16 protein-coding genes are annotated in these 18,856 nt (G+C 49.0%); 10 read left to right on the top strand and 6 right to left on the bottom strand.

Features of this window, described 5'->3' with window-relative positions; genetic code table 11:
• The first annotated feature begins 65 nt into the window (after window positions 1-65).
• Together P397_RS0116230 and P397_RS0116235 are read left to right on the top strand one after the other, a co-directional pair.
• Window positions 66-548, top strand: a complete 483-nt coding sequence (locus P397_RS0116230; protein ID WP_028107202.1) for an RrF2 family transcriptional regulator — start codon at window positions 66-68, stop codon at window positions 546-548.
• A gap of 15 nt (window positions 549-563) precedes the next feature.
• Entirely contained in the window at window positions 564-953 is a 390-nt protein-coding gene (locus tag P397_RS0116235; protein WP_028107203.1) for a nuclear transport factor 2 family protein, read from the top strand.
• Between the two features lie 48 nt (window positions 954-1,001).
• Here the strand turns inward: P397_RS0116235 and ypfJ are convergent, their stop codons facing one another.
• Complete coding sequence (gene ypfJ, locus P397_RS0116240; RefSeq protein WP_028107204.1) at window positions 1,002-1,847, bottom strand: KPN_02809 family neutral zinc metallopeptidase; 846 nt, start codon at window positions 1,845-1,847, stop codon at window positions 1,002-1,004.
• Between the two features lie 204 nt (window positions 1,848-2,051).
• Between ypfJ and P397_RS0116245 the strand changes: the two genes are divergently transcribed.
• Window positions 2,052-3,578, top strand: a complete 1,527-nt coding sequence (locus tag P397_RS0116245; RefSeq protein ID WP_028107205.1) for a methyl-accepting chemotaxis protein — start codon at window positions 2,052-2,054, stop codon at window positions 3,576-3,578.
• A 140-nt stretch (window positions 3,579-3,718) separates the two neighbouring features.
• Window positions 3,719-8,179, top strand: coding sequence for an MFS transporter (locus tag P397_RS17490; protein ID WP_051524071.1), 4,461 nt, complete (start codon window positions 3,719-3,721; stop codon window positions 8,177-8,179).
• Window positions 8,180-8,226: 47 nt separating this feature from the next.
• On the opposite strand, the gene P397_RS0116255 is transcribed toward P397_RS17490, so the two are convergent.
• Window positions 8,227-9,381: a glycosyltransferase gene (locus tag P397_RS0116255; RefSeq protein ID WP_035414293.1), complete on the bottom strand. Its 1,155-nt coding sequence runs from the start codon at window positions 9,379-9,381 to the stop codon at window positions 8,227-8,229.
• A gap of 50 nt (window positions 9,382-9,431) precedes the next feature.
• Between P397_RS0116255 and P397_RS0116260 the strand changes: the two genes are divergently transcribed.
• The 3 genes from P397_RS0116260 to P397_RS0116270 are packed head-to-tail and all read left to right on the top strand — an operon-like array spanning window position 9,432 to window position 12,618.
• Entirely contained in the window at window positions 9,432-10,619 is a 1,188-nt protein-coding gene (locus P397_RS0116260) for a lipopolysaccharide biosynthesis protein (protein ID WP_028107207.1), read from the top strand.
• Window positions 10,616-11,755 carry a glycosyltransferase family 4 protein gene (locus P397_RS0116265; RefSeq protein ID WP_028107208.1) on the top strand — a complete coding sequence of 380 codons (1,140 nt, stop codon included), beginning with the start codon at window positions 10,616-10,618 and terminating at the stop codon, window positions 11,753-11,755. Before P397_RS0116260 ends, P397_RS0116265 begins: the two co-directional genes overlap by 4 nt.
• The gene (locus P397_RS0116270; RefSeq protein WP_028107209.1) at window positions 11,752-12,618 is read left to right on the top strand and encodes a glycosyltransferase family 2 protein; all 867 of its coding nucleotides are present in this window, start codon (window positions 11,752-11,754) and stop codon (window positions 12,616-12,618) included. The genes P397_RS0116265 and P397_RS0116270 overlap by 4 nt, the downstream gene beginning before the upstream one ends.
• Here P397_RS0116270 and P397_RS0116275 read toward each other — a convergent pair.
• Window positions 12,602-13,213: a response regulator gene (locus P397_RS0116275; RefSeq protein WP_026834250.1), complete on the bottom strand. Its 612-nt coding sequence runs from the start codon at window positions 13,211-13,213 to the stop codon at window positions 12,602-12,604. The two genes, P397_RS0116270 and P397_RS0116275, sit on opposite strands and share 17 nt — an antisense overlap.
• A 35-nt stretch (window positions 13,214-13,248) precedes the next feature.
• Here P397_RS0116275 and P397_RS0116280 point away from each other — a divergent pair, with 35 nt between their 5' ends.
• Complete coding sequence (locus P397_RS0116280; RefSeq protein WP_028107210.1) at window positions 13,249-14,580, top strand: sugar phosphate nucleotidyltransferase; 1,332 nt, start codon at window positions 13,249-13,251, stop codon at window positions 14,578-14,580.
• A gap of 33 nt (window positions 14,581-14,613) precedes the next feature.
• Here P397_RS0116280 and P397_RS0116285 read toward each other — a convergent pair whose 3' ends face one another.
• From P397_RS0116285 to P397_RS0116295, 3 genes are all read right to left on the bottom strand, one after another.
• Window positions 14,614-15,573 carry a type I phosphomannose isomerase catalytic subunit gene (locus tag P397_RS0116285; RefSeq protein ID WP_028107211.1) on the bottom strand — a complete coding sequence of 320 codons (960 nt, stop codon included), beginning with the start codon at window positions 15,571-15,573 and terminating at the stop codon, window positions 14,614-14,616.
• 170 nt (window positions 15,574-15,743) lie between these two features.
• On the bottom strand, window positions 15,744-16,379 hold the full coding sequence (locus P397_RS0116290; RefSeq protein WP_026834253.1) for a peroxiredoxin-like family protein: 636 nt from the start codon (window positions 16,377-16,379) through the stop codon (window positions 15,744-15,746).
• 54 nt (window positions 16,380-16,433) lie between these two features.
• Window positions 16,434-17,486 (bottom strand): YcjF family protein, encoded by a 1,053-nt coding sequence (locus tag P397_RS0116295; protein ID WP_026834254.1) that lies wholly within the window; start codon window positions 17,484-17,486, stop codon window positions 16,434-16,436.
• 124 nt (window positions 17,487-17,610) lie between these two features.
• Between P397_RS0116295 and P397_RS0116300 the strand changes: the two genes are divergently transcribed.
• Together P397_RS0116300 and P397_RS0116305 are read left to right on the top strand one after the other, a co-directional pair.
• Window positions 17,611-18,213, top strand: coding sequence for a hypothetical protein (locus P397_RS0116300; RefSeq protein ID WP_028107212.1), 603 nt, complete (start codon window positions 17,611-17,613; stop codon window positions 18,211-18,213).
• Window positions 18,214-18,291: 78 nt separating this feature from the next.
• Window positions 18,292-18,849 (top strand): hypothetical protein, encoded by a 558-nt coding sequence (locus P397_RS0116305; protein WP_028107213.1) that lies wholly within the window; start codon window positions 18,292-18,294, stop codon window positions 18,847-18,849.
• Window positions 18,850-18,856 lie beyond the last annotated feature (7 nt).

Raw genomic sequence — 18,856 nt, forward strand, 5'->3', positions numbered from 1 at the left:
AATCCATTGATCCGGTTGTATCGTGGACAATAGTTATCCACGTTATACAAAAAGGAGAATGTCTTATGCAAATGAAGACCGGTGTTGAGCAATCCATCTATGCCATGCTGTTATTGACGTTTTTACCGGATAAAGGGGTCCTGCCGGGCGAATTCATCAGCCAACAACTCGGTGCTTCCCCGACCTACTTTCAAAAACTGCTCCGCAAGCTTGTTCATGCGGATCTGCTGATGTCCGTTCCCGGAGCCAAAGGCGGGTTCCGGCTGAAAGCTTCGCCGGAACAAATTCGTGTGTTTGATGTCTACGAAGCAATTGAAGGCAAACAATCTTTGTATGCGTCAAGCGGAGTCTTTGAAGATTTGATGGGGATCCAAAATCAAAACATCTGCTTATTGTCCGACTTGATGGCGGAAGCCGAACAGTCGTGGCAATCGACGCTCAAACGCGAGACGATCGATTCGATCCGCCGTGAAATTTATTTGAACTGTCCGCCCGACCATCTGACAAAACTGCAAAGCTTAATCGAAGAAAAAATGATTCGCAATTAAAAGGAGATTATTATGATGAACACTACTACACTCGACCGCTATTTTGATTTATTTGATGCTTCCCGGACCGACGAACAAGCTTTCACTGATCTTGTTTCCCTGTTCTCGGACGATATCACCTTCGTCTTAAACGGACAGGAACAACACGGGATCGACGCCTGGAAACAGTTTGTCCGGATGGTCTTTACCGCCAATCAGGACATCAAGCACATGTATGCGGGATGGTTGCCTTCCGAAACAGGCGATACGATGGAAACACGCTGGGCCGTTTGCGGTAAGCGGGCGGACGGATCGGTCTTCACGCAAGACGGAACGGATATCGCCCGATTGGATGCAGACGGAAAAATCGTCTACCTCGCTAATGTCCCGGATGATACTACGATGTTCAACCAATACAACGATTAATCTAAAACAGGCATCACTTCTTTATGAAGTGGTGCCTGTTGCTCATGCTTATAAGTTCTTCGCTTTGAAGGTGTCGCCGCCTTCAATCGTTCCGTTGTCAAATCCTTTTTGGAACCAACGTTCCCGCTGCGCAGACGTCCCGTGCGTAAAGCTTTCCGGCACGACATAGCCTTGTCCTTTCTCCTGTAACGTATCGTCGCCGACGGCATTCGCGGCACCAAGCGCCTCTTCCAAATCGCCTTCTTCCAGCAGATTTTGTCCTTGCGCGTGATGCGCCCAGACGCCCGCATAATAATCCGCCTGCAGTTCAAAACGAACGAGATACTTGTTAAATTTCTCTTCGCTCATCTTTTGACGAAGCGGCATGATTTCGTCTGATGTTCCGAGCAAGGTCTGGACATGGTGCCCGACTTCATGGGCGATGACATACGCCATCGCAAAATCACCCGGTGCGCCGTATTTCGTTTGCAACTCGTCATAAAAACTTAAATCGATGTATAATTTCTGATCCCCCGGACAATAAAAAGGCCCGACAGACTTCCCGGCTTCTCCACATGCGGAACTGACTTGATCCGTATAGAGGACAAGTGTCGGTTCTTGATAGGTCATGCCGTCCTGCTTAAACTCTTTTGTCCAGACTTTTTCCGTGTCCGCCAAGACAACGGAAACGAAATCAGCCGCTTCTTTTTCTTCAGCCGTTTCCTGGTATTCCGTCTGATTCCCGTTCTCTGATTCTGTTAATCCCCCTAACAGATCAGCCGGATTGCCTCCCATCAAGGTCACGACAATCAGAATGATGATTCCGAGTCCGCCGCCGATTCCGGCGACTCCTTTTCCACCCATCCCCCGCCGGTCTTCAACGTTCGAACTTCTTTCTCTGCCCTTCCATTTCATACACGTTCCTCCTACAAGTCTCAATGCATTTCTATACCCCATATCGTAGTCGTTTAGCCGTAAAATCAGATTTTAACATTTAATTTTGTTTTAAGTATCTTGAAGCTAAACAATCTGAATTCCTCGACCGATAGTGGTATACGTTTAGCATGTTTACTCGTGATTTGTTTCACTTTTAACTAAAAAATGGGGGAATTTTATTTTATGAAACGTCGAAATCAACTTATGCTTGGAATCAGCCTTTTTGTCGTCGTCTTGTCATTGATCATTCATGGTTTACACCGCTTCACAGCATTTGCGGACGGATATCAAATCATCCGTGGAAACGTCAGTGCCGCCTCACCAATCATGCTGACTTGGATTGCTTTGTTACCGGTGTTCTGTTTGCTTGCTGCTGCAGTCCTGTACCGGATGCACCCGCGCAGTAAACACGTACCGCTTTTGTTGACGCTGACGTTAACTTTTTCCAGTATGTCGATGATCGCTGGCGGAAACGGGCTCGTCGAATACCATTTCTCGATTTTTATGGTGTTGGCCTTGATTGCCTACTTCCGTCGGATTGATTTGATTCTTGTCAGTACCGTTCTGTTTGCCATTCAACATTTTGCCGGCTTCTTTTTTGCACCGGCGTTGATTTGCGGGACGACCGGTTATCCGTTCAGCATTCTGATGATTCATGCCGTCTTCCTGATTTTGACGAGTGCTGCGCTCATCATTCAAATCAGTGTTCAGAATAAGGAACGTCAAGCGGCGTCACGTCGTGAAGCGGAGGCAACGACGCTGATCACGAATGTCAGTCAACAGATTGAATCCCTGGTCGGTAGTTTGAAGACCAATACGATGCATTTACAACAGGCCGCTGTCCAATCGGTTGAAGCGACCAATCAAATCGCGACTGCCATTGCGCCGATCGTCCATTCTGCCGACGGCCAACACCAATCGATGCAACAAGGAACGGATCAGTTGCATCAGATTAATGCCGCTATCGCAACGATTCAGGCGAAAATGGCGCGGACGGCCACGACGACGGAAAATATGACGAAAACCGCTTTGACCGGAAACGAAGAAATGCATCTGATGGACCGCCGGGTGGAAGCGATGGTCGAATCGACGAACGGTCTGCATACTTCTGTTACAGCAATGGCCAGCCGATCGGATAAAATCCAAAAAATCCTTGCCAGTCTGGAAGCGATTGCCGGCCAGACCAACTTGCTGGCGTTAAACGCCGCCATCGAAGCCGCACGTGCCGGTGACGCCGGGCGTGGCTTTGCCGTCGTCGCGACGGAAGTTGGTCACCTCGCGGTCCAGTCCCGCAGCTATGCCAATGAAGTGACGGAAGTTTTACAGGCATTGATTGCCGATACCGATCAAATCAAGGAAACGGCAGCCAGTTATACGACGACACTGTCGGAAAACCAGCAGATGACCAAGCGTGTCCGGCAAACGTTTGCCGACATCACGCAACTGGTCCAGGAGGTCGAACAAAGCATCAGCTCGATTCAAACAGCCCGTCAAGGGGTCGGGGTCCAGATGCTTGATATCGAACAGCGGATGGAGACGACCCGAACTGCCTCGCTGGAAGTCCGCCATGGCATTGAATCGACCGCCGCCTCACTCGAACAACAAACGACCGTCCAACACGAATTTGAAACGATGACCCAGTCACTCGGTCAGATGACAAGTTCTTTGGAACAATTGGTTGATGAATTGACCAATCACATCGAACGGTAATGTAAACCATGCAGGCTCCTCCTTCAGACGGAGGAGTCTGTTGTCATTTTTGTTAAAATTAAGTGAAGCTGTTCTAGGAATCATCCCGGTACATCCCGAATAGTAAAAGAATTGACCTTTTTTAAGAGAGGAGTTCTTTGATGCAGACCTCACTACAATCACTACTCGATGCTGCCCGCAGATTTGGTCGAACCTACCGCAAAGATGCTCTCGTGTTAACCGGCGTTCTCGTTTTGATTGTTCTGTACGGCGCCCCCCTGCTGAAACCGGGAATGGTCGTCTTCAGTGATATGTCATTTGGTCTCTCGTCCAATCGGTATCTCGAGGAAATTTTTGGCGCCTGGAACAACCGGTGGAGTACGACGACCTTGTTGAACGTCGCCCGTCTGATTTACATCTTTCCTTTTTATCTGCTCAGTCTGCTGTTTGGTGCGTCCGGTCCGATTCTGATCAAGTCGTTTATTTTTGGCTTGTTGATCGTGTCCGCTGTTTCGATGTTCGCTTTGACGAAACGGTTGCATTCGGTCTACGTCTCACCTCACTTCTCTTTTTTATCACTCGTCGCCTTTGGTCTCGCCGCTTTGTTTTATGCCTTGAATCCATGGGTCATCACGCGGATCCAGCACATCTATCTCTTATGTGGCTACTCCGTCTTTCCACTTGCCTTGTTGTTGTTTTTTAATATATTTGATCCCAAGTTCCGCGAACAGCTGAATCCGAACTTTTCCTTATCCGACCGGCTGTCGCGCCGGACATGGATCGACATTACCGGACTGTCCGTTGTCTTTGCTTTCATGGCGGCCGGCATCCATTACTTTTTCTTCTCCTTGATCTACATGGGGATCATGGTCGCCCTGATTTTTGCGAAGACCTTCTGGACACGTCGAAAGGAGCAAATCATTCAACCGTTGATCGGTTTTTATGTCCGCTCCACGATTGCCTTTTCGCTTGTTTTCCTGTTGTTTAATTCATACTGGTTTTTCATGTATGTCGGTTCCATCTTGACCGGATCACAAGCTTCGCAACATAACATCAATGTCTCCGATACGTTGATGTTGTTCAGTCGTCATTCTTCATGGACGAATGTATTTTATTTAACGAGCTACTGGTGGCCGATGTTTGATCTGACGACGTTACCACTCAGTTTCTGGTTAGGCGGCGGTGTTATTCTGTTATTGATTTCGCTTGGTGCGTTCGTCTCCTATCGTCAGCCGATCCTGTTATTCTTCAGCGGGCTCAGCATCCCGTTGATTGTGTTTGCGACAGGGACGCACGAGCAGGTCGCCGACCTCTTTGTCTTGTTCGTCACGAAGACGCCGCTGATCGGCGCCATGTTTCGGGACCCTAACAAGTTAGTCGGATTGCTGATGGTGAGCTATAGTTTGTTGCTCGCTTCAAGTCTCGCAACCGTATTCAACCGCCCTTCCAAAACGTTGCCGCTCCCGATTTACCGCCTGCTTGCAATCGGGACGACGGTCATCGCTCTCGGTTTGTTTTTCTGGCCGTACCGCGCCGTTTACATGGAAGGTTTTTATCATCCGGTGAAGATGCCGAAAGAATATACCGCCGTTCAAAAACTGATTGACGGGAAATGGCTTCAGTTTCCGATTGCGGATGAAATGACACAACCGAGTACCGGGGTCGCGACACCGACCTGGAATAAAAATCCGCATCCGGACGGCGAAACCAAAGCAACCGGCGATGTCCACGTCTACGGTTCGCAGGCAAACACCGTCTTTCACCACGAAGGTACCACCCAGACGGTCCGCTACATGATGACGTTCATGCAGTATTTGCTCGATACGGGTCGCTCCGATCAAGCCGGACAAATTGCACAGGCGTTTGGCCTGCAACAGTTCGCGTACCGGACGGAGTATACGGGCATGAAGGAGCGTCAAGCCTTCAACAAAAAGATTCTCGCCACCCAACATGATCTACTCGCGACGAAACAAGTGGGTCTGTTTACGTTATTCGATTTAATCGAACCACTCGACAGTCGGACCGTTCCGCAACTGATTTTGACACCGTACGGACTTGAACGGTCGGTTACATTCTCCACATTGGACGACTACGCCCTCGGTCCCCAGTCGATTTTATATGCGACGCAAGCTCATCAGGACGGGTTATCCTGGTTGAAACAAGATGACATCATCGAAATGGCGGAAGAAAACGATGTGTTGCTGAGCCAGGTTCCGGAACAGTACTACTGGAAACCGTTTGAGGCAATCGACTCCGCCAACTCGTTCCTGAACTGGGGCAAAACCTTTTTGGCAAACAGTGATTGGCGCTGGTATTTACGGACACAGGGGATCGCAAATCCGTCGTTTGATCTCGACTTCGGGGATGGAATCGGGTTGTCTTTCGCCTCGGCCAAGATCAATGCCCCCGTCTATAAACTTGATCAGTTGAAGACAAAACAAGTCGCGTCGTTCAACTCAATGCTTGAGGACGAGACGTTTTTCAAAGCGGATAATCCGGACATCGTCGACTTGTCGCCGAATCCCTTATCAAAAGAAAACAATCTGCCTGTCCTGCACGCAGAAGTCGCAGAAGGCGATCCGAAATACATTTGGCAAGTCGCAAAATCCGGCAAGCTGGACGCCTTACCGAACAATGCGTACCGGTTTGATATCACGGCGTCCGGTCGTGGCGTCGACCGGTTGCATGTCAAAGTCCGGTTTTATGATGCACAGGAGCGTGAGCTGAATCAGACGTATGTCGTCGCCCCACGCGATTCCGGTGACCTTGACGCGATCCATCTGCAAGGCGAATATGTCACCCCGAAAGACGCCAAGACGATGCGGATCGATTTGCTGAGTTTTCAGCGTCCGGAGCGGAAAACGTACTGGTGGGTCCACGACATCAAGATTTTCAGTTTCGAGGACTACATGGTACCGAACACGATTGAGATGACAAAAGAGACTACCCGCGGTCGTTATGCCGGTTACGCACGTGTCTTATTGAACCAAAACGGCGGCCAGCTTGACTTTGAATTCAACGATCAAACATTCTCGGTCAAGACGAAGCAAGCGGCAGGGGCAAAACTCGTTTGGGTGCCGCTTGGAAACCTCATCGCAGAAAACAGCAGTTCGACACTCCGGATCACGAATACGGCCGGCTTTAATGCCGTCCAAAATATCGTCTTGATTCCGAAAGCAGAATGGACGAAAGTTCAGGAACGACTGGACGAGAAGCTCGCCATCACCAAAACGTTGATGGTGCTCGAAGCAGAAACCGCCTTTGATTACGAGGGACATCTTCAATCCGAACGCAACTATCCCGGATTCAGTTTCGGAAAGGGTGTGGCTGCTCAAAACGGTGCGTTGCGTCGAACGATTGATGTACGTGAAGACGGCACTTACGACATCCAACTGAAGGCGACACGACCGACGAATCCAAAAGGACGTCTGACCGTCTTGCTGCGTGATGGAAAAGAAACAATCTACCGGCGTGTCTTGACAGCGCAGGATTTCAAGACGGCAGACATCCGAAAACAAGCGATTGGTCAAGAAACGGTGACCTTCGATCCGTTGCACCGGGATTTTCCGTATCAACTCGAATCCTTGCCGGATGTCTACTCGGCACTTCATCAGATTACGCTGGAAGACATTCCGTTGACGGGCGGTCGTTATGAAGTTGAACTGGTGTATGCGAGTGCCGTTCCGTCACTCGTTACGATGGACGATCTGCATCAATTTGATCCGAATGAAATCGTCACCGACAAGCCGCTTACGGAACCGGAAGCAGCCGCCAATTGTGCGACGTGTGTCTCGATCACGGACGATATGTTCAGCGGGAGCGAAAAAGACGGTACGTATCGCATGGAATATGAAGCAACTTGTTCGTGTGACTGGTATATCTTCGCCTCTCAAAAAATCAAGGCACGTCCGAATCATGAATACTTGCTGCAGTTTGATGCGGTCAGTAAAAATGTCCGGCAACGCCACTTGAAAGTTTTTTATCTGGATGAAAAAGACCGTGTCATCGGGACTGATTTCATCAATGAAGTCGAGGAAGACAAAAAGAGCCGCTGGAATCATTACGAACAGATGATCATTCCTCCGAAAAAAACGGTCCGGATGCAGCTCCATATCTGGACACGCGGCAACGAAAAAAAGGCGGGCAGCTTACAGCTTAAAAATCTGGAGTTTCTCCCTTACGATCAACTGATCCTCGTCGACCAGTTCGTGATGGCAGAACAGACCGGAAAACCGCTGTTTGCCAAAACACCGGCCGAGAAACTCGGCATCACTCCATCCTTGATGAATCGACACATCACAAGTGATGCGTCCCTTGGTCGTTTTACAGTCAACGATTCGCCGACACCGCTCTTTGAGTTACGGGACGGCGTAGAACCGATGCGGGGCAACATCGCGCTGAACGGCGTCAGCCAACTGTACCGCTCGACTCAATCAACGGCCGATGTCACCGTCGTCTTACGTCCCGTCTATTACGTCGGACTGACGGTCCTATTGCTCGCATTCCCCTTGAGCGGGTTGCTGATCTGGTGGATGACGGGTCACCGGTTCGTAGCGGTTCGTCAACGGTTCCGCGCAAAACTGTCCTCAACGATTCGTCGCCCTAAAAAAACGAAGACATGACAAATACCCTGTACCGACCCGTTGCATAGCGAGCCGGTACAGGGTATTTAACGATGGCGTCGATACAAAGCAATCATCGTCTTTAAAAAAGCAATCGAGTCCTTGACCAGATTGACGTGTGATCCTTCCCGCTCGATACAGGTCACAGGCTGTTGGAACACACGCAACCGCTCTTTTTTCGCGGCATACATCAATTCCAGATCAATCGCCAGACCACTCTCGACGTTTAAATACGGCAGGATCCGCGGGACGACACGACGATTGATGATTTTTAGACCGGTCTGTGAATCCGTCACCCCTTTTGGTAAAAAGGTCCGTGTCAGATTCCGTTTGGCAAAACTGAGCAAACGCCGGACAAGACCGCGGTCTTCGATCGTCAGGTCCTTCGTTCCGATGACGATATCATAATAATCGTTTTGGGCAATCGTCAACAGACGGGCGATGTCTTCTGTCTTAAACGAATTGTCGGCATCGACGAACACGTAATAATCACTCGAGATATTTTTCATCCCTTCGATGAAAAGTCCCGCTTTCCGAGTATTCCGTTCCACCTGATGGACTTCCAGATATCCGACTGTAAACAGTGTATCCGTCGCTTCCATGACGATGGACCGGTAGTCATGTAACAACGCCTTTGAACGGTCGGAAGAGGCATCATCAAAGAAGTTGATCGAGGCATGAATGTAATCTTCACTGATCAGCTCTGCCAAGGCTTCTAAAAATTGTTTTACATGCATAAAACGTTTCTCTTCGTTAAATATTGGTAATATAAAGGCTATAGTGTCTTTTAAAATGGGATATTCAGGATGGATGATATGTTGGATTTCAGCAAACAGTTCATTCGGGTAGCCCGCCCGGTAGGAAAAGGTGCGTAAAATGCCGTCCCCTTTTACTGCTTCGTAGGGGAAATCCCCTTTCATCCGCACGACATCTTTGATCAGCAGAATTTTGGCGCGCGAACGGATACTGCGGATTTGATTCACGATTTTCAACTCGTCTTCACGCGTCTGATAGTCGACGACATACAACTTGATATCATGTTCACCTTCCGCACTCTGCACTTCTGTAATGGCAATTTGTTCAAATGAAGCAGGACATTTACCAGGTTGTGTATAAAAGAGTACAGGATAATAGGAAATCAGGGTTTCGTAAGGAATGTTCCGTCCGTGGTCCGTAAAGACTGCGATATGACCTTGATTCATACTGATTCATCCTTTCCGTATCATTCAAACGATTGATGGGAGGTGTTCCGATGACTGGTTTTCTAAACCGTCATGCGGTAATTTTGATTTTTCCGGTTCTCGATATTTTATTGAACATCGTCAACTATGCCTATCACTTGTTGTTAGCCCGTCAATTATCAAGTGTCGACTATGGATTTTTAAACGGTTATCTCGCTTTACTGGGTCTGCTTCTGATCATCGGAAGCGCCTTGCAGTGGACGGTCACACGCGATCTCAGTCAACATTTAACGAATCATTATCGTGTTTTACGAAACCGGTTGTTGGCTGTCGTCGGAGTCATTTTACTTATCTTACTGTATGTCTTACCTAACCTTCTACCTTTTACCAGAATAAACCTTCTTCTTGTTGTGCTTACAGTCTTCTTCCATATCTTATTATCTTTCCGGCGTGGTGTCATTCAAGCGCAAGAACGTTTTTACGCCCTGAACCTTTCGTATTATGTTGAATCGTTAACAAAAGTGATGGCCACCTGGTTCTTGCTTCAGTATACGAATGTGACGCTTGCCTTAACCTTTATCTTGATCGGGATGCTGATGGCTTATCTTGTCAGCCTGCTTCAGACACCGTTCCCAGAGAGTACCGGTCCAACCCGGTGGCACGGTTTGACACATATGATTCACACCCAAGTCGTCATGACCCTCTTCTTTACACTCGACAGCCTGCTCGTGACACGGTTTTTCCCGACATTTGCCGGCGACTATTCCGTCGCCTTGCGGTTCGGTCAGTTGTTGTTGTTTGTCGCCCTTTCCTTATCGCAGCTTCTTTTACCGCGCCTTAGCAGCCTTAATCACCAACAGTCCTTTCACATTTGGGAACGTAAGTTGTACCTGTTTCTATTAAGTGGTCTTGCCTGTGCCGTCCTCTTTTACGTCACAGTGGTCCCGTATCTCATTCCCTGGTTATTCGGATCCGGTTATGACTTAGCCGGACAGTATGTCAAATACATGGTGCTCGTCTACGCCGGCATCACCCTGATCCAGTACGAAGCACTTGTCCAATTTTCGCTGCACCGGACAAGCTATCTGAAATGGTTCTGGGGGATTCTCGTCTTATTGGTCCTCTCCCTTATGTTCGTCCGCCAAACGGTTGAAATTTGGTTGACCGGGCAAGCGGTCGTCTTGTTAGGAAGTGCCTTTGTCCTGAGATTCATTTTGCCAAAACAGCGATTGATTGCGAAAAAGGAGGAGCATTTATGAAACCCCATCTCTTATTTTTATCGTGGCGTGACATCAAACACCCGAAGGCCGGTGGTGCCGAGGTCTTTACACACGAAATGCTTCGCCGTGTCGCGGATGACTATACGATCACGCACATTTCCCCCGCCTTTGAAGGGGGACATGACGTCGAATTTTTGGACGGCATCACGTATGTCCGCCACGGTACACTCGCAACCGTCATTCCGTATGCGGCTTCTTACTATTACAAACACGCTTCATCGATCGATCTCGTCGTCGATCAGGTCAACACCCATCAGTTCTTCACGCCGTTGTATGTTCCACGTGCCAAGCGTGCTTTGTTCATTCATCAGTTCACGCGTGAAATCTGGCAAATCAACGTCAAGCGCCCGTATGCCTGGCTCGGCGAACAGACCGAGACGCCCCGGCTCCAGTTGTATCGTCACGGACGCGCCTTGACGGTCAGTCAGTCGACGGCGGATGACTTACGCTCCATCGGCTTCTCCAAACAACAGATCACGATTCTGCCCGAAGGACTCGATTTTGTTCCCTGGAAAGAAGACGCCTGGCAGCCGAAAGAGGCGGTCCCGACCTTTTTATACGTCGGACGGATGTCTGCTTATAAAGGAATCGACGATGCCATTCAGGCCTTCGTCATCCTAAAACAAGAATTTCCGACAGCGAAGTTTTGGGTCATCGGTAAAAAAGATGAGCGCTATATCCAACAGCAGCTGGACCCGCTTGTCCCGGAAGAGATTCGGGGAGACATTACGTACTTCGGCTTTGTCAGCGCAGAGGAAAAGCTAGAACGAATGAGTCGGGCGACCGCCCTTCTCTTCCCTTCCAAACGGGAAGGCTGGGGATTGACGGTCAGTGAAGCGGCCGCTGTCGGCACACCGACGATCGTTTATGACGCCCCCGGTTTACGAGATGCCGTCCAGTACGGGATGGCGGGTTATATGACTGTCGCCCAGTCGCCCGGTGCGCTCGCTTCCGAAATGCGTTCCTGCATTCAAGACACCGAACAATACGACACGATTCGTTATGCTGCCTATCGCTTCGCCCAGACGTTGCACTGGGATAACACCGGTCAACATTTTCGAAACTGGCTCCAGAACGAACTTCCACTACCTGATGTGAAGGAGGAGTATGTATGATTGGAATCGCGATGTCGACGTATCAAAATGAAGCCATTATCGAAGAAACGATTCGTTCTCTCCAAGCCCAAGCTTCACCTTTTCGTTGTATCATTGCCGACGATGGATCGACTGATCAAACGGTCGAGACAATCAGACGGTTAACACAACACGATGAACGCTTTGAGGTCATCGCGTTGCCGCATGGCGAACGCGGGATTGCGCGAAAGACGGCCATCGATCGTCTAAAAGCACTCGACGTCGATTATCTGTATATCATCGATTCGGATATGGTGCTGTCGGATGACCTCTTGAAGAGTTGTCTGTTGTACCTCGAAGCCCATCCGGATATCGGAGCACTTGTCATCCCGGAACAGGCATACAGCGACCATTCGAATTTTTTCAGCCAGGTCAAAGTGTTCGAACGGAACCTGTTTAACATTCCGACCGATCAGCTTGATGCCAATTCGATCGAAGCCGCCCGTTTTTGGCGGCTCGACGCCTATGTGACTTCGGGTGAAATTGATCCGACACAAATCAGTTTTGAGGAAACCCAACCCACCATCCGTTACCTGGAGCAAGGAGGGCAAATCCGGCGGGCGACCTTCACTTTCGTCCGGCACAATGAAAAACAGGTCGAACTGACCGACCTGCTCCAAAAGAAACGCTATTACTTTGACGTCATGCCGACGACGCTTCAAAACGAAGACGGCGGACTGGCAAAGGCGTTGCAACGCTGGTACTTTTTCCGACCTGTTTTGTATCATAAAACGAATCTCAAAAAATACGTGCGTCATCCGCTTCTCGCTGCCGGTGTGATCTACATGTACATCCGCCTCAGCTTCATCGGAGTCGAGTCGCTTGTCTTCAAACGTGTTTCATGACCGTTCCATTCATTGATTGGTACAAGATATAGGTTCCGAATTGCGTCGGAAACTCAAAACGGTGCAAGCCGTTCATTTCATCATCCGGCGCTTCTTGATTCGGAATTTCCAGCGCACGGCGACCAACAATCGTTCCATCCTCAAAAAATAAACAATAAGGACGATTGGCATTGGTTAAAATCCCGTTAAACATGACACCGATATTGTTTTTCCGGTGTTTCGTCTCCACCACTTCCGCTCCGATTTTTTTCATGATCCGAAGAATCGTTTCGTCAACTTTCAACGGTTTCGTCATCAAGCGGCTGATGTTGCCCGAATTGACGGCAGCGAGCAACGTATGCAATTGCATGTAATCCGTCAGAACAATTTGTTTGGTCAACGGGTACAAGCGCGTGACCTTTTTCAGCAGTTCAACCCCATCGAGTTGCGGCAAGCGTAATTCAGTCACGATGACATCCACGTCTTGTGCTTCGAGGACCGATAAAGCTTCTTCTGCCGAGGCGGCTTCTGCTACTTCTTGATTCTGTTCCAGTAACTTCCGTTGCAAAATCTTTCTTGTCGGCTCGTGCGCATCAACTAATAAGTACAGTGCCATCTTTAAAACCTCCAGTTCAGAAAGGGTGTTGGATGATGTATATTCTCTTATTATCAGGTGGATCCGGAAAACGACTTTGGCCGCTGTCGAACGATTTGAATTCCAAACAGTTCCTGCGCATTCTTGAAGATGCCGATGGACACAAACAATCAATGATGGAACGGGTGTTTCAACAGTTAGAAGCGAGCGGTTTAGCGGACCGGACCGTCATCACGACGACGGAAGCCCAACTCGATGCGATTGAACATCAACTCGGCACCAAGGTGTCCGTCATCCATGAACCGTCTCGGCGGGATACGTTCCCGGCCATCATGCTCGCAACGAGTTATCTGGCAGAACGGATTGATCCAACGGAAACGATCATCGTCATGCCGGTTGATCCTTACGTCGACGCTTCCTTTTTCCAGCGGTTTTCTGCGCTCGATGCGGCCGTCCAGGCCCACCCTGACGCGCTTCATTTAATGGGAGTCGAACCGCTTCATCCAACTTCTAAATACGGCTATATCATTCCTGAATCGACAAGCACGATGTCTCCGGTCCAACAATTTCGTGAAAAACCCTCCTTGGAGACTGCAGTCGAGTTGATTGATCAAGGAGCGTTGTGGAATTGCGGGGTCTTCGCCTGCCGGCTTGACTTCTTGACGGAACGACTGAACGAGCAACAGGTGCCTGTTACGTATCAGGCATTACGAACGGCGTATGATTCGCTTGAGAAAACATCGTTTGATTATGCCGTCGTCGAGAAAACAACCAACTTATTTGTTCATCGGTATGAAGGATACTGGAAAGATCTCGGGACGTGGAATACGCTGACGGAAGAAATGCCGAGTTCGATTCATGGCAATGCGCGGTTGATCCATTCCACCAATACGCATATCGTCAATGAATTACAAGTTCCTGTCCTCGGAATCGGTTTGACCGACTTAATCGTTTCAGTCAGTCCCGATGGTGTGCTCGTTTCGTCAAAGAAGGAAACGCCCCATCTTAAAGATTATCTTGTTGATCAAGAACTGCCTCCGCAATTTGAATGGAAACGCTGGGGGTATGCGACGATTCTTCATCAACAACAATTGGACGACGGGCGATATGCCGTGACACGCCGGCTGCATATCCAAGCCAACCATCAGATCAGCCATCATTACCATGCTCAGACAGACTCGACGTGGAGCATTCTTCAAGGACAAGCCGAAGCAATCATCGATGGGAAACATCAATTGCTTGGTCCGACTTCCGTCGTCCACATTCCACGCGAGGTGCCGCATACATTAAAGACATTGAGTGACTTGATCATGATCGAAATCAAATACTCCATCGACTGGACGGAGGAAGACAACTATCCGCTTCCGATTTCACTCGGTTCGAATTAACGGTGGCACGTATCGCAAAGGCGATACGTGCTTTTAACTTGGAAACACCTCACTGGTCACGCACGCCAGCTGTCCGGAGATCCGGTATTCTCCTGCCGAACAGGGAATGAAATACTGATCGCCTTTTTGTAACTGGCGTTGTTCGGAACCGTCAGCTGCACATACTTCACCTTGACCTGACACGACGGTCAGCAATCGAAACGTCGGGCTGTCGGATAAGCAGTACTCCGTCCCCTTGATGTCATGATGGATGACCGTGAAGAAAGGGACTTCCAACAATGTCGTTTTCGTTCCGGAAGCCGTTGTCTCTCGAATCGGTCGGATGGTCAACGGTTCATCCGGAATCGTCGTAACGGCGATTGCTTTTTCGAGGTGCAGCTCACGGCGGTTTCCATCGGCGTCGAGACGGTCATAATCATACAGTCGATACGTCCGGTCACTCATTTGTTGAATTTCGAGCAACACGATTCCCGGTCCAAGGGCATGAATCGTTCCACTCGGAATGTAAATGAAATCCCCTTTTTGGACAGATTGATGACGAAGGCAGGCATCCCACTCCTTCCGCTCTGCACACGTCACGAGTTCTTCGCGACAAGACAGATGGTGACCAACAATGACTTCCGCTCCTTCCTCCGCCTCGAGGATATACCAACATTCATTTTTTCCGTACGGTTCGCCTTCCAACCGTTTCGCATCTTCATCATTCGGATGGACTTGAACGGACAAATACGAGGAAGAATCGAGCAGCTTAACGTGTAAAGGAAACGCCTCCAGTGCGTATGGACCAAATAAACTTGTCCGGTGGGTCTGCCACAATTGATCGAGCGTCTGTCCTTGATAAGGACCGTCCACTAAAGGAGTTCGTCCGCTCGGATGTGCCGAAACCGTCCAGCATTCTCCGATTGATCCTGCCGGTAAATCGAAATGAAACAACTCTTCAAGACGACGACCACCCCAAATCCGTTCTTTGAATACTGGCTCGATTTTATACATAGACACAGCGAACTCCTTGATTGAAAAAGGAGTAACGCCCACCTCCATTTCTTCAATTCGTTACCTTTCTATACCCATTTATATACATTTATCAACAAAAGAATGGCACACTACGACAAAAAATCCCGCCTCGATGATAGACGGGATTTCGTTCTTGTTTCATGCGATTTTTACAACGCTTCGATGATCGTCAGCGGATCTGTCCGTTTTGTATAATCAGCCGGGACGTCCGCAAATGAAACTTTACCAGACGGCTGAATGATGAACGTTGCTGGTTTTGGCAACTGCCAGTCCTCGTTGCCGTTATGACCGGCAACGTCAAGACCGGATGCCTTGTACACGTCAATTAAATAGTCGGGCATATCAAACACAAGGTCGAACTGACGGGCGACGACGTTATCGACATCACTCAACACCTGAAAGGCCAGGTCATTTTTTTCCTGTGTCGAGAGCGAATGATCCGGTGTTTCCGGACTGATCGCCACAAGCGTCGCTCCTTTTGCCTCAATTTTTTCTAATTCCCGTTGGTAGGCCCGGAGCTCCAAATTACAATATGGGCACCAACCGCCGCGATAAAACGTCACGATGACGGGACCGTCTTGCAGCAGCTCCTCTAACGACACCGACTGACCGGATGCATTCGGCAATGTGAAGCGGGGTGCCTCATCTCCGACAGTCAATCCTTTGGCGCCGTCTGATGCGGCTAACTCATTTGTCGCTTGTGCCATCAACCGTTGCTTTTCCTGCGGCGCTTTTTGACGAAACTGTTCTTGATACGCGCGGATTTCTTCTAATAGTGTTGACATGACTTTCCCTCCCTGCTTTCGTCCTAGCATAGCAGGGAGGGGAAAATCTGTCCGTTATTTTGCTCCGTCTGATTTTTTGCGGAACTTTTTGATGAAGCCCATCAAGCTTTCCGGCGTCAGTTCTAATTTATTTTCGTAAGCGTACTTCGTCCCGTATCCGAGTGCAAGTGTCGCCGTCGAGGCGACGCCGGCTCCGATGACGGCCCCGTACCCGGGAACCATCTTCGCCAGTTGCCGGAACGCCGTTTTTCCGGAGTTGCCGACAATCGTCACGACCAGCAACTCCTTTGCACTTTCCTTCGAAAGATTCCGCTCGTACAAGTTCGACAGTTTCAGCATCAGCCCGATTTGAATCGATGTCAACGGAATGATGTCGGCTCCCGGAAACGGGACGGCCCCAATCGCTCCTGCCGCGGTCCCTGCTCCGACGATCCAGTTGTTCGCGATTTTCCCCCGCAACGCCGGATCGATCTCGCGAACAAACAGATTATCCTTGTTGAACTTTTTTAGGATGTCGAGCACCTCTCGCCGCAGACGGTCAATGTTCGTCCCGTCCATCGCGGAGACCGGCACGACTTTGGGTCCCGGTAACTTCGATTCGATATGCGTCAGAATCGTCGTGAGGTCATTCGTCGCATCGATTTTCGTGACGACGATGACGATGTTTTTATTGTGGGCATAAATCTTCTTGAAGTTTTTTGTTTCCGTTTCCGATAAGACGGTTCCGGCGGCGTTCAAGAAGTAGAGGATGACATCCGCACTTTGGTAAAACTTCCATGTCGTGTCCGAGTTTAAGCTGTTCGCATCGTTCAGTCCCGGCGTATCGACGAAGACGACCTTATCTTCCGGATGTTGCCGGATTTGATCAATCCGCGTCGTTTCCCCCGGCTTTGCTCCAACGGTCGCCACTTCCCGACCAAGGATCGCATTCAGCGTCGAGGATTTGCCCGCATTGACGTCCCCGATCAAGGCGACGGTCACTTCCTGTTCAAGTGACTGGTTAAAGTCGCGGCGTTCCGACTCAAACGATTGGTCAAACACTTCTTCGAGTTTTCGTTTTCGTTTCTGCTCATTGGTCTCAAGACCTTCTCCAAAAAAATCATCCATCTTTATCCCTCCTGAAAATACCTGCTGTCGGTCTTTTCCCGTTCTCCATTGAAATCATCCCCCAAAAGCGATACGATTAATTATGGATAATGTTACCAAAAAAAGATGAAATGAGGCGTTTTTCATGAAGAAATGGCTTTACATACCACTTGCGGCGCTTGTCTTGACCGGATGTAATCAAGAACAGGCACAAGAATCCGTTCCAAAAAAAGCAGCATCGGCTGACTACACATCGAGTCTGACGATTTCTCCCGTCCCCATCACCGAAGGCGAAGAAAAATTTGCGGCGCTTGGCAATCAACAGATCGGCAGCGTCCAGTTAAAAGGAAAGTTGACGAAGACACACTGGCTTAAAGGGGTCGAATACCTGCCGAATAAAAAAGAACGGTCTCTCTTTACACTCGAGCTTGAACCCAAAAGCTATGACACACAAGTCCGCTTTGCCCAGTCTTTCTCCGACGATAAGATCCACCTTGGCATCGACGTGGATGACACGACAGTCCAAGGGGACCATACCTTTAAACAGCTTGATGATTACATGGTGCGTGGTGCTGATTTCCGATCCGGTCCTTCTGCCGCTACCCCGTACAATCTGTTGATGGTCTATCACATGACAAAAAATAATGGGATTCGCGGCTTTAATTTAAACGAGGTCACCCGTCCGGCTGACGTCCCGCTTAAAAAGGGTGAACGGATTTTCGGGATCGTCTTATCGAATCACAAGTAATGATATCCGCGTCTTGTCTTTCTCGACAAGACGTTTTTTGTTTGTTACCGTAATCCTTTAAGAAAGGATGCTTTTTCCATGAGAAAATTTTGGATCGTCTGTTTATTATCTGCTTTTTCCCTCAGCGGCTGCCTTGCTCCCAAAAATGAAACACTAACGGTCACACCGCTCGAATTGAAAGCCGGTGAAAAAGCCTTTGCGCAAATCAATGATCAGGATATTGTTGCCTTTCATTTGGAAGGTAAATTAAAAAAACCATACGTCCTGAAAGGTGTCGAATACTTACCAAACCATAAAGAGCGGACTCTCTTTTCAATGGAGATTCCGCCTAAAACATACGACTCGACGTTGCGGATCGTGCAATCTTCTTCGGCCAAATACACTTGGTTCGGCGCTAATTTGAATGGTGTGAGCCTGCGTTCACACGAAGCGTTGAAAATAAAACCGGATGCCGTCAACACACAAAATCCGTCAAGTGAGTTCACGCTGGAAGATTACAATGTCCTGTTCCTCCGTCAGTTGTCCGCAAGCGGAAACCTCTCGTCGAATCCATTTAACGATATTCATGGTCCTGAGAACATCACGATGAAAAAAGGTGAACAGATTTTTGCCTTTGTTCTGACCAAAAAGAACTGATGATGTT

The organism is Exiguobacterium undae DSM 14481, from assembly GCF_000620805.1.
Taxonomy (GTDB): Bacteria; Bacillota; Bacilli; order Exiguobacteriales; family Exiguobacteriaceae; genus Exiguobacterium_A; species Exiguobacterium_A undae.

Excerpts from the sequence above, each read along its gene's own strand:
- P397_RS0116230 (WP_028107202.1), top strand. The coding sequence starts at position 66 with ATGCAAATGAAGACCGGTGTTGAGCAATCCATCTATGCCATGCTGTTA.
- P397_RS0116235 (WP_028107203.1), top strand. The coding sequence starts at position 564 with ATGAACACTACTACACTCGACCGCTATTTTGATTTATTTGATGCTTCC.
- ypfJ (WP_028107204.1), bottom strand. The coding sequence starts at position 1,847 with ATGAAATGGAAGGGCAGAGAAAGAAGTTCGAACGTTGAAGACCGGCGG.
- P397_RS0116245 (WP_028107205.1), top strand. The coding sequence starts at position 2,052 with ATGAAACGTCGAAATCAACTTATGCTTGGAATCAGCCTTTTTGTCGTC.
- P397_RS17490 (WP_051524071.1), top strand. The coding sequence starts at position 3,719 with ATGCAGACCTCACTACAATCACTACTCGATGCTGCCCGCAGATTTGGT.
- P397_RS0116255 (WP_035414293.1), bottom strand. The coding sequence starts at position 9,381 with ATGAATCAAGGTCATATCGCAGTCTTTACGGACCACGGACGGAACATT.
- P397_RS0116260 (WP_028107207.1), top strand. The coding sequence starts at position 9,432 with ATGACTGGTTTTCTAAACCGTCATGCGGTAATTTTGATTTTTCCGGTT.
- P397_RS0116265 (WP_028107208.1), top strand. The coding sequence starts at position 10,616 with ATGAAACCCCATCTCTTATTTTTATCGTGGCGTGACATCAAACACCCG.
- P397_RS0116270 (WP_028107209.1), top strand. The coding sequence starts at position 11,752 with ATGATTGGAATCGCGATGTCGACGTATCAAAATGAAGCCATTATCGAA.
- P397_RS0116275 (WP_026834250.1), bottom strand. The coding sequence starts at position 13,213 with ATGGCACTGTACTTATTAGTTGATGCGCACGAGCCGACAAGAAAGATT.
- P397_RS0116280 (WP_028107210.1), top strand. The coding sequence starts at position 13,249 with ATGTATATTCTCTTATTATCAGGTGGATCCGGAAAACGACTTTGGCCG.
- P397_RS0116285 (WP_028107211.1), bottom strand. The coding sequence starts at position 15,573 with ATGTATAAAATCGAGCCAGTATTCAAAGAACGGATTTGGGGTGGTCGT.
- P397_RS0116290 (WP_026834253.1), bottom strand. The coding sequence starts at position 16,379 with ATGTCAACACTATTAGAAGAAATCCGCGCGTATCAAGAACAGTTTCGT.
- P397_RS0116295 (WP_026834254.1), bottom strand. The coding sequence starts at position 17,486 with ATGGATGATTTTTTTGGAGAAGGTCTTGAGACCAATGAGCAGAAACGA.
- P397_RS0116300 (WP_028107212.1), top strand. The coding sequence starts at position 17,611 with ATGAAGAAATGGCTTTACATACCACTTGCGGCGCTTGTCTTGACCGGA.
- P397_RS0116305 (WP_028107213.1), top strand. The coding sequence starts at position 18,292 with ATGAGAAAATTTTGGATCGTCTGTTTATTATCTGCTTTTTCCCTCAGC.